Annotated in this window: 16 protein-coding genes; 5 read left to right on the forward strand and 11 right to left on the reverse strand. The window is 66.6% G+C overall.

What is annotated here, in order from left to right:
- Window positions 1–8 precede the first annotated feature (8 nt).
- From TSA1_RS35045 to TSA1_RS35065, 5 genes are read left to right on the forward strand one after another with little or no spacing between them, the layout of a single operon-like run.
- Window positions 9–1,034, forward strand: coding sequence for an acyl-CoA dehydrogenase family protein (locus TSA1_RS35045; RefSeq protein WP_100180297.1), 1,026 nt, complete (start codon window positions 9–11; stop codon window positions 1,032–1,034).
- 26 nt (window positions 1,035–1,060) lie between these two features.
- Window positions 1,061–1,834: an SDR family NAD(P)-dependent oxidoreductase gene (locus tag TSA1_RS35050; RefSeq protein WP_100181513.1), complete on the forward strand. Its 774-nt coding sequence runs from the start codon at window positions 1,061–1,063 to the stop codon at window positions 1,832–1,834.
- 13 nt (window positions 1,835–1,847) lie between these two features.
- Window positions 1,848–2,642, forward strand: coding sequence for a carboxymuconolactone decarboxylase family protein (locus TSA1_RS35055; protein ID WP_100180298.1), 795 nt, complete (start codon window positions 1,848–1,850; stop codon window positions 2,640–2,642).
- Complete coding sequence (locus tag TSA1_RS35060; RefSeq protein WP_100180299.1) at window positions 2,639–3,106, forward strand: tripartite tricarboxylate transporter TctB family protein; 468 nt, start codon at window positions 2,639–2,641, stop codon at window positions 3,104–3,106. The genes TSA1_RS35055 and TSA1_RS35060 overlap by 4 nt, the downstream gene beginning before the upstream one ends.
- Window positions 3,107–3,118: 12 nt before the next feature.
- Complete coding sequence (locus TSA1_RS35065) at window positions 3,119–4,618, forward strand: tripartite tricarboxylate transporter permease (protein ID WP_100180300.1); 1,500 nt, start codon at window positions 3,119–3,121, stop codon at window positions 4,616–4,618.
- A gap of 86 nt (window positions 4,619–4,704) precedes the next feature.
- Here TSA1_RS35065 and TSA1_RS35070 read toward each other — a convergent pair whose 3' ends face one another.
- From TSA1_RS35070 to TSA1_RS35120, 11 genes are read right to left on the reverse strand one after another with little or no spacing between them, the layout of a single operon-like run.
- Entirely contained in the window at window positions 4,705–5,331 is a 627-nt protein-coding gene (locus TSA1_RS35070; RefSeq protein WP_100180301.1) for an FMN-dependent NADH-azoreductase, read from the reverse strand.
- A 3-nt stretch (window positions 5,332–5,334) separates the two neighbouring features.
- The gene (locus TSA1_RS35075; RefSeq protein WP_100180302.1) at window positions 5,335–6,909 is read right to left on the reverse strand and encodes an isochorismatase family protein; all 1,575 of its coding nucleotides are present in this window, start codon (window positions 6,907–6,909) and stop codon (window positions 5,335–5,337) included.
- A gap of 20 nt (window positions 6,910–6,929) precedes the next feature.
- Entirely contained in the window at window positions 6,930–7,778 is an 849-nt protein-coding gene (locus tag TSA1_RS35080) for an N-acyl homoserine lactonase family protein (RefSeq protein WP_018318076.1), read from the reverse strand.
- 32 nt (window positions 7,779–7,810) lie between these two features.
- Complete coding sequence (locus TSA1_RS35085) at window positions 7,811–8,695, reverse strand: amidohydrolase family protein (protein ID WP_100180303.1); 885 nt, start codon at window positions 8,693–8,695, stop codon at window positions 7,811–7,813.
- Window positions 8,692–9,813: a vWA domain-containing protein gene (locus tag TSA1_RS35090; protein WP_100180304.1), complete on the reverse strand. Its 1,122-nt coding sequence runs from the start codon at window positions 9,811–9,813 to the stop codon at window positions 8,692–8,694. Before TSA1_RS35090 ends, TSA1_RS35085 begins: the two co-directional genes overlap by 4 nt.
- Window positions 9,810–10,691 carry an AAA family ATPase gene (locus TSA1_RS35095; RefSeq protein ID WP_100180305.1) on the reverse strand — a complete coding sequence of 294 codons (882 nt, stop codon included), beginning with the start codon at window positions 10,689–10,691 and terminating at the stop codon, window positions 9,810–9,812. The genes TSA1_RS35090 and TSA1_RS35095 overlap by 4 nt, the downstream gene beginning before the upstream one ends.
- A 10-nt stretch (window positions 10,692–10,701) precedes the next feature.
- The gene (locus TSA1_RS35100) at window positions 10,702–11,724 is read right to left on the reverse strand and encodes a xanthine dehydrogenase family protein molybdopterin-binding subunit (RefSeq protein ID WP_100180306.1); all 1,023 of its coding nucleotides are present in this window, start codon (window positions 11,722–11,724) and stop codon (window positions 10,702–10,704) included.
- Window position 11,725: 1 nt separating this feature from the next.
- Entirely contained in the window at window positions 11,726–13,321 is a 1,596-nt protein-coding gene (locus TSA1_RS35105; RefSeq protein ID WP_100180307.1) for a xanthine dehydrogenase family protein molybdopterin-binding subunit, read from the reverse strand.
- Window positions 13,322–13,329: 8 nt separating this feature from the next.
- Complete coding sequence (locus TSA1_RS35110) at window positions 13,330–13,806, reverse strand: (2Fe-2S)-binding protein (protein WP_100180308.1); 477 nt, start codon at window positions 13,804–13,806, stop codon at window positions 13,330–13,332.
- A 5-nt stretch (window positions 13,807–13,811) separates the two neighbouring features.
- Window positions 13,812–14,630, reverse strand: a complete 819-nt coding sequence (locus tag TSA1_RS35115; RefSeq protein WP_100180309.1) for an FAD binding domain-containing protein — start codon at window positions 14,628–14,630, stop codon at window positions 13,812–13,814.
- A gap of 2 nt (window positions 14,631–14,632) precedes the next feature.
- Window positions 14,633–15,076 carry an SRPBCC family protein gene (locus TSA1_RS35120; protein WP_100180310.1) on the reverse strand — a complete coding sequence of 148 codons (444 nt, stop codon included), beginning with the start codon at window positions 15,074–15,076 and terminating at the stop codon, window positions 14,633–14,635.
- Window positions 15,077–15,093: the final 17 nt, after the last annotated feature.

Raw genomic sequence — 15,093 nt, forward strand, 5'->3', positions numbered from 1 at the left:
GGACGAAGATGAGCATGGCCGAAGGACTTCAGCCCGACGAGTTCGCGGCAACCGCGGCGCGCGCAGTCACCGCATGTGCGGGCCTGGACGTGCGCGAGCAGGCGCACAATCTCGCAGGCGACGGACTGCTCGGAGTCATCGCGGATGAGCAGGTGGGGGGACTGGCCCTGCCGCTCGGCTTCGCGGTGCCGGTGATCGCGGCTGCCCATTCCGGATTGCTCACCTTTCCGCTTCTGGAGACCGTCCTCGTCGCCCGGTCGCTCCAGTCGTCGCTGACGCGGCTTGCCGCCGCGATCGTGTCCGGCAAGACATTGACGACGATCGCCTGGCAGGGCGAGGCCCTCGCCGCGCGCGAAGGCGGGCTGCTGGTGCTGAACGGCATGGTGGCACGCGCGCCCTGCGCCGCGAGCGTCGATTACATTCTGGCGCGAATGAGCGGCGGCGCGGCGGCGCTGGTCCCGACCGATGCCGACGGTGTCGTGGTGGAGGAGGCCGCCGGCCTCGACCTGACGGTGCCGGAGCATACGGTGCGGCTGGAGAAGGTCGAGGTTTCCATCGGATCGATCCTGCCCGCGGGCACGTGGGATCTGCTCAATTCGGACGCCAACGTGCTGCGCGCCGCGGCGATCCTGGGATCGGCCGAAGCGTGCCTGGCGCTCGCGCAGGAACACGCATCGACACGCCGCCAGTTCGGTCACGCGCTGTCCTACAACCAGGCCATCCGCCATGCGCTGGCGCGTCAGAAGCTCGGACTCGAGAGCATCCGCCATGCGATCACGCGCAGCCTGTCCGAGGGGGGCGGTCCGGTGCAGCGCGATGCCGCGTTCCTGGCAGCGGTGACCTATGGCAGCTCGATCGGCGAGGGCGCGCTGCAGATCCATGGCGGCATGGGATTTACGTGGGACGTGCCGGTGCATCGCCATCTGCGCCGCATCCGCACGCTGCAGGCCCAGGGTGATGCCAGCGGCCTGATCAATGCGTTCGGCCGCCGTTACGTATCGGAAGTTGCTCCGTTCGCCGAGGCAGGGGCTTGAAGGACAAGAGCTTGAAGGAGATTGCCATGACCGAAATCAGGGATCAGACGCTCGCGGGCCGCGTCGCGCTCGTCACCGGCGCCGGAAACGGCATCGGCCGTGCGACCGCGCTCAAGCTCGCCGCCCGTGGCGCGATCGTCGGCGTCAACGACCTGAAGCCGGAATTCGTCGAGAGCACCGTGGCCGCCATCGAGGCCGCAGGCGGCAATGCGGTGGCCGTCACGCAGGACGTCTCAAGCCGCGACGGCATGCGGCAGGCCGTGCTGGCATTGGCGCAGCAACAGAAGCGTTTCGACATCCTCGTCAACAACGCGGCCTGGGTCCGCTATCAATCCGTTCCGGACATTGCGCCGGAAACCGTCGATCGCATGCTCAACATCGGCTTCAAGGCGATCATCTGGGGAATCCAGGCGGCCGCGGAGGTCATGGATGCGGAGCGCGGCGGCGCCATCGTCAACGTCGCCTCGGTCGCAGGCCTGATCTCGGCCAAGAACAGCATCGTCTACAGCGGCATCAAGGCCGGCGTCATGGGCATCACGCGCGCGGCCGCGGCCGAGCTTGGCGCGCGCAACATCCGCGTCAATGCGGTGGCGCCCTCGGCTATCCCGACCGAGGGAACCATGCGCAACCGCAATGCCGAGCTCGACGCACGCCGTGTGGCGCGAACGCCGCTCGGCCGGCTCGGCACGGTCGACGACATCGCCAAGGCGATCTGCTTCCTCGCCGGCGACGAGGCCGGCTTCATCTCAGCGCAGGTGCTCACCGTCGATGGCGGCATTACCTTGACCAACATTGCCTGATGGGATCATCGTGATGTCCGATCTGACGCCGGAACAGCAGGCGCTGAAAGAGGCCTATGTCAGGGCGCGCGGCTATTGGCGGCCTTGGACAGAAGGCCTGTTGCGTTTTGATCCCGAGTTTCTTCAGGCCTACGGCAGGTATGGGGGCTATGCCGCAGAGAAGGGGCCGCTGTCTCGCAAGATGTGCGAGCTGATCTACGTCGCGCTCGACGGCTCGTCGACGCATCTGTTCCGCTCCGGCCTCGCGCTGCACCTTCGCCTCGCGCTGCAGGAAGGCGCCACGGCGCGGGAGATCATCGACGTCTTTCGCCTCGCCACGGTTCAAGGGCTGGACGGCTGCAACGTCGGCATTGGCATCCTCACTGAGGAACTGGCGAGCGCCGGAATTCAGGCCGATCGCGTCGAGCTTACGAAACAGCAGCAGGCGTTGCGCGATGTCTACGTTGCGCAGTTCGGCGACTGGCCGGATTTCTGCGAGCAATGGCTGCGTTCCGATCCCGGCTATCTCGCCGTCCTGCTCGATCTTCTCGTGGACCGGGGCACGGGCGACGGTCTCGACCAGCGCTCGCAATGCCTGATCTCGCTCGCCTTGAATGCCTGCTTCACCGCGCTCAACCCGCAAGGGCTGCGGCTGCAGATCAGGCGGGCCTTGCGGCTCGGGATCGACCAGCGCGAGATCCGCCAGGTTCTCCAGATGACGGCGCATCTCGGCGTGCACGCCTGTGCGATCGGCGTGCCGGTCCTGATGGAGGCCCTCGAGGAGCGCTCCGCGAAGGCCGGCTCGGATGAGAACGGAGGACGGGAATGAAGGGATTGGCAATCCGCAATCACAGGGCCTTTGCGTCCGGCGTCCTGTTCCTTGCCTTTGCGGTCTTCTTCTTCGCAACCGCGCTGCAATATCCGGCAGGCACGGCGGCGAAGATGGGGCCGGGCTATTTCCCGCGCCTGCTCGCGATCGTGCTCGCCGCCATCGGACTTGTCGTGATGTTCGGCGCGATGAAGCCGGCCGCGGACCGGCAGGCGCTACGCAAATGGGACCTCAAGGGGCTCGCCTGGATCACCGGTTCGGTGATCCTGTTCGGGGCCCTCTTGTTTCCGCTCGGCCTCGTCGGCGCGCTGTTCGTGCTGATCGTGGTGTCGAGCAGGGCGAGTTCCGAATTCACCTGGATCGGAGCGCTGACCAACGCCGCTGTGCTGATCGTGCTTTGCCTTGCCGTCTTCGTCTACGGCCTCGGGCTGCCATTGCCCGTCTGGCCGTCCCTTCTCACCTGATCGAGCCGGTCGATGGATCTCTTTCATAATCTGGCGGTTGGCTTTGCCACGGCGGCCCAGCCCGCCAATCTCCTCTACGCCTTCTTCGGCTGCCTGCTCGGTACCCTGATCGGCGTGCTTCCAGGCCTCGGTCCGCTCGCGACCATCGCGATGCTGCTGCCGATCACCTATGCGCTGCAGCCGGACGCCGCACTGATCATGCTCGCCGGCATCTATTACGGCGCACAATATGGCGGTTCGACCACGGCCATCGTGGTCAATCTCCCTGGTGAGTCCTCGTCCGTCGTGACCACGATCGACGGATACCAGATGGCGAAGCAGGGCCGCGCCGGGGTGGCGCTTGCCACCGCCGCCATCGGCTCCTTCTTCGCTGGATGCGTCGCTACGCTCGCCTTGGCGGCGCTCGCGGGGCCGCTGACCGCAACCGCGCTGCTGTTCGGCCCCAAGGAATTCTTCGCGCTGATGATCCTCGGCCTGATCCTGGCCTCGGTGCTGTCGAGCGGTCCGTTCATCGAGGGCATCGGCATGGTCGTGCTCGGCATGCTCTTGAGCCTCGTCGGCACCGATTTGAACAGCGGCAGCCAGCGCTTTGCCTTCGGCATTCCCCAGCTGTTCGACGGGCTAGATTTCGTGCCGCTGGCGATGGGCATCTTCGGCTTTGCCGAGATCGTCAAGAATCTCGAGCAGGACGACAAACTGTCACTGGTCACCCAGAAGATCACCAATCTGTTTCCGACCCGTGACGATTTCCGGCGCATGGTGCCGGCGATGCTGCGCGGTACGGCGCTCGGCACGCTGCTGGGCGTGCTGCCCGGGGGCGGCGCGGTGCTGTCGTCCTTTGCGTCCTATACGCTGGAGAAGAAGCTTTCGCGGCATCCCGAGCAGTTCGGCAAAGGCGCCATCGAGGGCGTCGCCGGCCCGGAGTCCGCGAACAACGCCGGTGCGCAGACCTCGTTCATCCCGCTGCTGACCCTCGGCGTTCCCTCCAACGTCGTGATGGCCCTGATGGTCGGGGCCATGAACATCCACAACATCCATCCGGGCCCCGAGGTGATGACGAAGAACCCGACCCTGTTCTGGGGCCTGATTGCCTCAATGTGGGTCGGCAATCTCATGCTGCTGATCCTCAATCTTCCGCTGGTCGGCCTCTGGGTCAAGCTGCTCACCATTCCCTATCGCTATTTGTTCCCGGCGATCATGGTGTTCTGCTCGATCGGCGTCTATTCCATCAACAGCGGAACGTTCGAGGTCTATGAGGCGGCGGTGTTCTGCGTGTTCGGCTATGTGCTGATCAAGCTGCAACTGCCGGCGGCGCCGCTGCTGCTGGGCCTGGTTCTCGGCCCGGCGATCGAGGAGAATTTCCGCCGTGCCATGGTGCTGTCGCGGGGCGACGCCACCGCGCTACTGACGTCGCCGATCTCGGCCGGCCTCCTGGCCGCCGCCGCCGTCGCGATCCTCCTGATCATGCTGCCCACGATCCGCGCCCGGCGCGAGGAGGCGCTCCAGGAGTGACATGGCAGCGTATCCATGCTGATCGTCGATCCCGCCGGCATGGCGGTCGGAGTCGCGCTGACTTGGATCCCAGATCGATTCCAGCTTCAGAAGGTCGTGGCCATTGCAGCGAGGCGATGATGGGCCCTCTCACGCGCAGCCTCGATCGGCTGTTGCGGCCCGGTGGTTGGGCCGACGGGCACGAAGCTGACATTGCTGATGCCGACGAAGCGCAGGATTTCCCGTAGGTAGGGCGTCGCCATGTCGATGCGTCCGCGATTCATGCCGGTGGAGAAATCGCTGCCGCTGGCGAGAATGACGAGCGTCGGCCGATCCTTCAGCAGCGGGAGATAGCCCAGCGATGGATCGAACCGAAACGTGAGCCCGGGCTGGACGATGATGTCGAACCACTGCTTCAGCTTGTAGGGAATGCCAAAATTCCACATCGGCGTGGAGATCAGCACCCGATCGGCCAACGCAAAACGCACTGCCATTCGCTCGGCTTCCGCAAAGCTGTCACGTTGCGCCGCGGTGAAGGCCTGAGCCTTCATGCGCGCATATTTGGCCTCGATGAGAGGGCCGGTGAATTCCGGCATGCGCTCGCGCCAGATGTCGACGATATCGACGTCCCAATTCGGCCGGGCCCTGCGGAAGCTCTCGAGAAACACGCGTGCGCCGGCGTTCGACTCGGACTCGGCACGGGGCGAGCAGGACAAATGCAGGAGCTTCGCCACGGCTCATCCCAATGCTCTGATCACGGCATCGGCCCTGGTCACCACGGCAACGTTCTGCATGGCGAAATTGATCGAGGCGTTGTGCCAATCGGCATTCATGGTCGAGCAGCAATCCTCGGGCACGATCATGAAATAGCCCTTGTCGGCGCCGGTGCGCGCCGTGTGCTCGACCGACATGTTGGTCCAGGCGCCGGTGTTGATGATCATGTCGCGGCCGGTCGCTTTGAGGATGGTCTCCAGCCGGGTGCCTTCCCAGGCGCTCATGCGCATCTTCTCGACGACGAAGTCACCGGGCCGTGGCTCCAGGCCGGAGACCGGCGCCGCTCCCCAGCTTCCGCGCACCATCGCCTTGCTGTCGACGAGGCCCTCGAACAGTGGTGCGTTCAGCGTCACGCCGGGCGCGCCGGGCTCGACGACGAACCAGACGTGGATGATGGCGACGCCGCGGGCCCGCGCGGTCTCTGCCAGGCGCCGGACATTCTCGACGACATGCTGTTGCTTCGCGTGGCCGGGCGCACCGGATTCGGCGAAGGCGCCGCCGTCCATGATGACGTCGTTCTGCAGGTCCTGGATGATCATGGCGCAGCGCTGCGGGTCCAGCCGCATCTCGCCGTCGGCGAGGATAGGCGCCGCCGGCGAGGCGCTTGCCGCCTGGCCGCCGCCGCTTCGCCGGCCAGCCATATAGGGCTCATGCCGCGGGCCGACCTTGGTCGGAATGGCGTAGACGGAATGCGTTGACGTCAGATACAGCGTGCGGAAATCCGGTCCGCCCCAGGCGAGGTTGGCGACCATCTCGGGCACCCGGACCTTGCCGAGCACCTCGCCGCGCGGCGAGTAGACCCAGACGCCGCCCGGCGCGGTGACCCAGACATTGCCGTGCTGGTCGCATTTCATGCCGTCGGGCAGGCCGGCCTCCAGCTCGGAGCGGATGCCGCTCGCGAACACCCGCGCATTCGACAGCGAGCCGTCGGCGTTGACGTCGAAGACGCGGATCAGCGCCTGCACGGTGTCGTTGACATAGAGCAGCGTCTCGTCCGGCGAGAAGCACAGCCCGTTGGGCTGGTCGAACAAATTGCGCTCGACCACGAGCTTCGGCTCGCCGCCGGGCAAGACGCGATAGACGCCCTGGAAACCGAGCTGGCGCGGCCGCTCGACGCCGTAGACCGGCATGCGGCCGTACCATGGATCCGAGAAATAGATCGCGCCGGAGGAGTGCACGCAGACGTCGTTCGGGCTGTTCAGCTCCTGGCCCTGGTAATGAGAGGCCAGCACCTCGCGCCGCCCGTCCGGCCGTTCGCGGACTAGCTGCGATGTCGCGTGCTCGCAGACGATCAGGTTGAGCTCGGCATCATAGGTCATGCCGTTGCATTTGTTGGAGGGACGCTTGACCTCGGCCACGCCCCGCCACGCATCCCAGCGTCGGCGGACGTCGCCCGGCATGTCCGAGAACAAGAGATAGTGATCGACCGGATGCCAGATCGGCCCCTCCGTGAAGTCGAAGCCGGTGCCGACCTGCGCGACCGGCGCATAGGGGTCGATCAAAGTTTCGAATTCGCTTCGCAAGGTGACGTGCGTCATCGGTCGATCCTCACGTCGGGCTATGCCGGGAACCAGTTGCGCGCGGGCAGCGATTGCACGATCGGGCCGGGGACCTGATCGTGCAGGCGTCCGACGACGTTGCCGCCTTCGATCTTGGCGGGGCGATCATGCACCGGCAGCAGATAGCGCGAATTGCTGAGGAGCTTCTTGATCGAGGCCTTCTCCGCCCGCTTGCTGGTGCCGTGGTTGCCCGTCGTGCGCGGCTCCCAATCATGGATCTCGTTGAAGGGCGTCACGATCTGGTCGTTGAAATCGTAGATCACGTCGCCGCAGATGGTCGCGATGCCATCGGCCGTCTCGACGATGACGTTCATCGAGCCCTCGGTGTGTGCATTGGCGGCGTCGCAGTAGACGCCGGGCATCAGCTCGATCGGACCGGTGATCTCGAGGTCCAGGAAGCGCAGCGCACTCTTGGTGTGCAGGCGGTCGATCAGGTGCTTGATGTCGGGGGCGGGATATTGCGGATGCATCAGGCCGGAGACGGAATATTCGAGCTCCTTGCGGTTGAGCACGACGGTCGTGTTCATCGGGAACAGATCGTCCTTGCCGGCATGGTCGATGTGCAGATGGGTGTGGCAGACGAAGCGGACGTCGCCCATGCGCACGCCGTGGCGCGCGAGCTGGTTCTCGATCATGTTCTCGTGGTATTGCAAGCCCCGCATGCCCAGCGTTTCCATGATCTGGTTGGAGCGGTAGCCGGTGTCGACCACGACCGGATATTTCCCCCCGAGGATCAAAAAGCCGAGGGTGAGGACGCGGCGGGTGCGGCCACAGTCGCGGCCGAGCACCAGAAAGCTCGATTCCAGCTCGATATCGCCGTAGTCCAGGATCTTGATCTCCAGCGCCATTCGTTTCCCTCCCTCATCCGTTTTCTTGTTTGTCAAAGCCGATAAACGCGCGTCGCCGTCGTCCTGAAGATGGCGTCCTGCTGCTCCGCACTGAACGGCGCGGCGGCCGCGCGAAAGGCGCCGACGAGCTCGCGATAGCTGGTCCACAATTTCTCGATCGGGAAATTGGAGCCGAACAGGCAGCGCTCGGCGCTGAAGATCGCGACGGTATCCGTGAGCACGGCGGCGATGTGCGCGGGATCGTTGCGATGGATGAAGGTGCCGAGCCCGGACAGCTTTGAGACGACGTTCGGACAGGCGGCAAGCCGGGCCATCCCGCCGCGCCAGGCCGCGCGGCCCGCCGGCGAGAGATCCTCCAGCATGCCGGCATGCTGGAGGATGAAGGTCACGTCGGGGCAGGCTTCGGCCAGCGCTGCGGCGTCCGGCATCTGCGGCGTGAACACCTGCAGGTCGAAGCTCCAGCCATAGCCGGCGAGATGCGCGACGTTGCGGCGGATCGTTGGATCGGCGCAGAGGTCCGGGCGGGCGGCGAAGCGATACAGCGGGTTCTCGTGCCAGTGCAGCTGCATGCGCACGCCGCGCACAAGTGGATAGCGCTTCAGGCGATCGAGCTGCGGGCGTACGTCGTCGACGGCAAAATCGGCATAGGCGACGATCGCGTGCGGCCAGCCGTGCTCGCTCGCGGTCTGTTGCACCCAGGCCGCCTCGTCCTCGAAGCGGTCGTTGGCCCAGTTGGTCTGCACGTAGACCGAGCGGGTGACGCCGGTGCCCTTGAGGTCATCGAGATATTCGCGAAGCGGATAGTCGCGCCGGATCGGCTCATACGGGCCGAAGATGCGGGGCTGCATGGGACCGGTCAGCCAGGGCAGGTCGGCCTGCCGCCAGATGTGATGATGGCCGTCGACGATGTCGGTCACGCCGCTCTCCTTCGTCCCAACGCCAGAATATGAGCGACGATCGACGCGCTCGAACCGCCATCCACGAGGTCATCGACGAAGCGCTCGATGGCGACGAGCGCCTCGGTCTGCGGGCGGAATCCGGGGCTTGTCGCCAGCGGCGTCAGCCAGCTCAGGCGCCAGGCCCGCCGCGACAATCTCGCGACGGCGTCGCGCAGCGCGTCGGTCTCGCCGCGCTCCAGTCCGTCCGAGACGATCACCACGGCGGCGCCGCGGGCATAGCCGCCGAAGCGGGGCACGCCGAGAAAGGCCTGCAGCGCGTCGCCGATGCGGGTGCCGCCGTCCCAGTCGCTGACCAGATGCGCGGCGGCGTTCATGGCCTGCTCGCGGCGCTTCAACCGCAGCGGACGCGTGATGCGGGTCAGCCGCGTGCCGAAAGTGAACACCTCGACGTTGGGGGCCGCCTGCACCAGCGCATGCGCGAGCCTCATGTTCTCCTCGGTGCGGCTCTTCATCGAGCCGGAGACGTCGATCAGCAGCAGCATCTTGCGCGGGCGCTGGCGCCGCTTCATGTGGCCGAGCCGCAGGATCTCGCCGTCGCTGCGGACGGAGTCGCGCAAGGTGCGGCGCAGATCGGCAAACGGCCCGCGGCGGGCGCGCATGCGGCGATGTCCACGCCGCCGCGGCAGGCGCCGCGGCGCCTCGCGCGTCAGGCGCCGTAGCGCATCGGTCGTGGAGAGTTGAGCGAAACGTCGCTCGACCAGCGCCTCGGCGCGCGTCGCGGTCAGGCCGGACTCGCTGGCGTCGTCGGAGAGCAGGGGCTCCTCGTCGCCGCGGCCTTCCTCTTGCAGGCGGACCGTCTCGTCGTCCTCTCCATCTTCGGTACGCTCGATCGCCTCGCTGCCGCGAAAATGAAGGTCGAACAACCGGTCGAAGGTGGCGCGGCGCTCGGGCGGCGGAGCCAGCGTCGCCAGCGCGGCCTGCCTGACATGCTCGATGCTGCGCGGGCCGAGCAGCTCGATCGCCGCCAGGAACGTCGTGGTCTGCTCCGGGGCCACGGCAAAGCCGTTCGCGCGCAGCAAGGGCACGAAGGCAACGAAGATGCGTGCGGCGCGCGGGAGCTGCGGCTCGATGGTCATGCCGTCGCCTCCGCGAGCATGGCATCGAGCCGCGGCGAGATGAAGTGCAGATCCTCTTCGTCCTTCAGCGCCACGCCGATCGAGCGCTTGAACGCATCCGGCCAGCGCGCGCCGCCTTTGTGCAGCAGCGTCGCGGCCTCGGCCCAGTCGACGGCCTCGGCAATGCCTGGCGCCTTGCTCAGCGGTTCGCGCCGCAACTTCTCCACGGCCGCGACGACGGCGCGGGCGGTGGCCTCGGCGACGCTGGAGGCGCGCATCATGATGATCCGCGCCTCGCGCTCGGCGCTGGGATAGTCGATCCAGTGATAGACGCAGCGGCGGCGCAGGGCCTCGTGCAGATCACGCGTCCGGTTCGATGTCAGCACGACCACGGGGCGTTCGGCCGCGCGCACCGTGCCGCGCTCGGGAATCGAGATCTGGAAGTCGGAGAGGAATTCGAGCAGGAAGGCCTCGAACTCCTGATCGGCGCGGTCGATCTCGTCGATCAGGAGCACGGCGGAATCGGGCGCGCGGAGCGCGGCCAGCATCGGCCGCTCGATCAGGAAGGTCTCGCCATAGATGTCGATGCTCTCGTCACCGGCCTGGCGGATCGCCAGCATCTGGCGCGGGTAGTTCCACTCATACAGTGCTGCAGAGGCATCTATCCCCTCGTAGCATTGCAGGCGGATCAGGCGCCGGCCGAGCACGGCGGCAATGGCCTTGGCGGCCTCCGTCTTGCCGACGCCGGGCGCGCCCTCCAGCAGCAGGGGCTTGCCGAGCGCGAGGCCGAGATAGGCAGCGGTCGCTAGGCCCTCGTCGGCAAGGTAATAGGCGGCGCGCAGCGCCTTCTCCAGCGCCTCCGGGCTGTCGATGCCGACGATGTTGCTGCGAACCGCCACGGTTGATCCTCTAGCGCCGTGCCTGCGGCCGTGCGCCGCCCTGGGCCTTGATCGCGCGCAACACCTTTTCGGGCGTGATCGGCAGTTCGTCGATGCGGACGCCAACGGCGTTGAAGATTGCATTCGCAACGGCCGGCAGCACCGGGTTGGCGCACATCTCCCCGGGACCCTTGGCGCCGAAGGGGCCGTCAGGAGCGGGCCGTTCGAGCACGGCAATATCGTGCGGACAGATGTCGCCGGGGCCGGGCATGAGGTATTCGACGAAGTCGCGCGGGCCGTGCACGGGATCGGGATAATAGGGCTCCGGCGTCTCGTAGAGCGCGTGGCTGACGCCCATCCAGGCGCCGCCGACCAGCTGCTGCTCGACCAGCCGCGGGTTGAGGGCGCGGCCGAGCTCATAGGCGGAATCCATGCGGACCATCGCGACCTCGCCGGTCTCGTCGTCGACCTCGACCTCGGCGACGAGGCAGGCATGGGCATAGCAGGTTGCCGGCGACATCTCGCCGGTCTCCGGATCGACGTTGGAGAGGGGAACGAGAAAGATGCCGCGGCCCGAGATGGTCTTGCCCTGCTTGAACTGCGCGGCAATCGCGACATCCTTGGTCGAGATCGAACGGTGCGGCGCGCCCTTGACGTGGATATTGCCCCGGCCGTCGGTTTCGAGATCGGCGGCGTTGACCTCGAGCTCCTCGGCCGCCGCTTCCATCATCACGCCGCGGGCCTCTCGCGCGGCGGCCATCACGGCGTTGCCGACGCGGTGGGTGCCGCGCGAGGCGAACGAGCCCATGCAATGCGGGCCGGTGTCGGAATCCGCCGTGTCGACATAGACGTCCTCGACCGGCACACCCAGCGTCTCGGCGCAGATCTGCCGCGTCACCGATTTCATGCCCTGGCCGAGGTCGATCGACGACAAGGCCACGGTGAACTTGCCGCTGGGATTGGAGTGAACCAGGGCCTGGCTCGGATCGCCGCCGAGATTCATGCCGATGGGATAATTGATCGACGCCATGCCGCGTCCGCGGTGCCTGGTCATGTCAGCGCCTCCTCGTCCCGAACACGGAGGAGAACCGCGTCGCGCCGTGGGACGGCGCGGCCGGGCGTGGTGGGGGAGGCGGCGGCGCGGGTGGCGGCGGATCGCGCGGCGGTTCACGGGTGACGGTGGGCGGAAGCCGGTCGTAACTGGTGCGCTGCTGGACCGGCGCGGCTGGCCTCGTGCGCGAAGAATCCGTCGGCGTCGGCGGGATGGCCGCACGGCTGCCGCCGCCGTCCTTGCGCGAGGACGCCCGCTTGAACTCCTCGCGGATCGGCCATTTGGCCTTCTCGGCCGCGACCTGGACGCACTCGATCAGCGCGGTGTTCTTGGCCTCGCGCCGGTGCGCCTTCATGTCGCCGTCGCGATAGGCGTTCAGAATCCGAAACTCCATCGGGTCCATGCCGACGAGGTTGGCCAGCTTGTCCATCTGGCACTCGATGGCAAAGTCCATCGCCGTGACGCCGAAGCCACGCATGGCGGTCGCAGGCGTGCGATTGGTGAAGACGCAATAGACGTCACCATAGACGTTCGGGATGGTGTAGGGGCCCGGCAGATGCGCGGCGCACTTCACCGCGGCATAGCTCGACAGCCGCGTATAGGCGCCGCTGTCGAAGAGAGCGCGGATCTTGCGTGCGACGATGCGGCCATCGCGCATCACGCCGTCCTTGATGTAGATGCGCTCGGCACCACGCGGCGGGCCGTACTGCATTTCCTCCTCGCGGCCGAACACGTAGCGGACGGGGCGCCCGGTCAGCATCGCACCGAGGATGGCGAGTGGCTCGGTCAGCGTGTCCACCTTGCCGCCGAAGCCGCCGCCGACGGTACCGCCGATGAAGTGGAACGTGTTCGAGGGCACGTCCAGAATCTTGGCGCAGGTGTCGACCGAGAAGAACAGCGCCTGGGTCGAGGTGTAGACGACGTAGCGGCCGTTGGTGTCGGGCGCTGCAATGGCTCCGTTGGTCTCGGTCGGCGCATGCTCGATCGGCGACATCTGGTATCGCTGCTCGAGGACGTGATCGGCGCTCGCGAGCGCGGCATCGGCGTCGCCGAAGCGCAGGCGCTGGTGATCGTAGACGTCGTGATAGATGAAGGCGTTCTTCGGATAGGTCTCGTTGACCACGGGCGCGCCGGGCTTGAGCGCATCCTCGACGTCGAACACGGTCGGCAGCGGCTCGTAGTCGACCTTGACCTTCGCGATGGCCTCGAAGGCCTCGCGCTCGCTGTCGGCGACGATGGCAAGGATCGGCTCGCCCTTGTAGCGGACCTTGTCCACGGCCAGCGACGGCTCGTCGTCCTTGCCGAAGTTGATCAGGCTGAGCAGCGTGTTGAGGTTGACCGGCACGTCGGTGCCGCGAATGATCCGGCGCACGCCGGCCGAGCGCTCTGCGTCCGTGGTATCGATGCGGCGGATCTTCGCATGCGCCTGGGTCGAGCGAACGACCTTCAGGTGCAGCATGCCTTGCAGCTTGTGGTCGTTGAAGTAGCTCGAGGTGCCCGTGACATGGCCGAGCATGTCCTGGCGCTGTGTACCCTTGCCGATCTCCTTGAGGTTGTCGTCGCGCTCGTCGGCGAAAATGTCCTTACGAAGTTCCAGCATGGTTGACCTCAGGCGCTGACCCGGCCGCTCGCTGCGGCCAGGATGGCATTGATGATCGGCTCGTAGCCGGTGCAGCGGCAGATGTTGCCGGAGATCGCCTCAATGACCTCGTCGCGGCTCGGCGAGGGATTGCGGTCGAGCAGCGCCTTGGCGGCCATCAGCATGCCCGGCGTGCAATAGCCGCACTGGGCGGCAAAATTGTCGGCGAAGGCGCGCTGCAGAGGGTGCAGGCTCGGGCCCTGCTTCATGCCGTCGAGCGTCTCGACGGAGCGGCCGGCGACAGTCTCCGCCAATGTCAGGCAGGAGAGGTGGAGCTCGCCGTCAACAAGCACACTGCAGGTGCCGCAGCCGCCCTGGCCGCAGCCGAATTTCGGCGTCATGTCGCCGATCAGCTCGCGCAGCGCCACCAGCAGATTGGTGCCGCCGTCGACGAAGATTGCGACGTCGCGACCGTTGTGGCGGAATTGCAGGGGTATCTTGGACATGGGCTCTATTCCTGTCCCGACAGCAGGCGCCGCAGATGGACGCCGACGATCTCGCGGCGATACCAGGCGCTGCCGAGCGCGTTGTCGGATGGCGATGTTCCCTCGGTCGCCGCGGATGCGGCGGCCGCAATGGTTGCGGCGTCCAGCGAGCGGCCCTCCAGCGCACGCTCGGCGGCGCGGGCGCGGATCTGGGTCGGGGCCATCGAGCCCAGCGCGATGCGGGCGCCCGCGATCCGGCCGCCGCTGATCGGCAGATGCGCGGCAAGGGTGATCACAGAACCGCCCTTCGGCTTGATCCGCGCGATCTTGCGATAGCGGAATGCGTCGCTGTTTGCCGGCCGGGTGCAGGACACCGACAGCACGAGTGTTCCGGCCTGACGTTCGCGCGCCTGCAGGAACTCCTCGATCGGGATGTCGCGTGAACCAAAGCCGCCCGCGACGGCGACGGTGGCGTCGAGCGCCAGCAGCGCCACGGTGAAATCGCCATAGGGGCTGGGCGCGAACAGGTTGCCGCCGACCGTGCCCATGTTGCGCACGGCGGGACCGCCGATCGAACGGGCAGGGGTATGCAGGAAGGCGAGGTCCCGTTCGGCGAGAACGCGTGCGAAGGTGACGCCGGCGCCGAGCGTGATGCGAGGCCCCGAAGCGTCGATCCGGGTCAGCGCCTGGTCGCTGGCGCGAACGACCGTCGAGATCGAGACGTCGCCCTCGTTCAGCGCCCGCATCACCAGCGTGCCGCCGCCGAGATAGCGCGCGCTGCGGTCCGAGGATAGCACCCCGGCCGCCTCGCTTGCGCTTGCAAAGGTCTTCACTGTCACGGCCATGACTATGCCGCCTCCTTCAGATGTCGACGGATCGCCTCGAAACCGGCCTGATAGATGTCTTCGGCGACCATGTGGGTAATGCGGTCGCTATCCTCAGGCTTCGTGGTGAAGCGGGATTCCCAGTGCCAGAAGGTGCGGTCGCCGTCCGTGACCGGCAGCAGCCGGACATGGGCGACGTAGTTGAACATCGGCACCGGCGTATCGAGCAGGCAATAGCTGAAGGACTGTTCCAGGTCGGACAGCGCCAGCAATTGCTCGCGCAGCTCTGCACCGTCCTTCAGCTTGAACCGCCTGACACAGCCGATCTTGTCGGAAGACTGCGCGCGCTCGATCGAGGAGGTCGCAACAGCTGGATGCCAGCGATCATGCCCGTTGAAATCGCGCAGCACGTGCCACACCGCATCGGTCGGTGCGTCCAGGATCGTGCTCTTGACGATATGCGGCACGGCTAGGTCTCCACCCG

The sequence above is a fragment of the Bradyrhizobium nitroreducens genome (assembly GCF_002776695.1).
In the GTDB taxonomy this organism is placed as follows: domain Bacteria; phylum Pseudomonadota; class Alphaproteobacteria; order Rhizobiales; family Xanthobacteraceae; genus Bradyrhizobium; species Bradyrhizobium nitroreducens.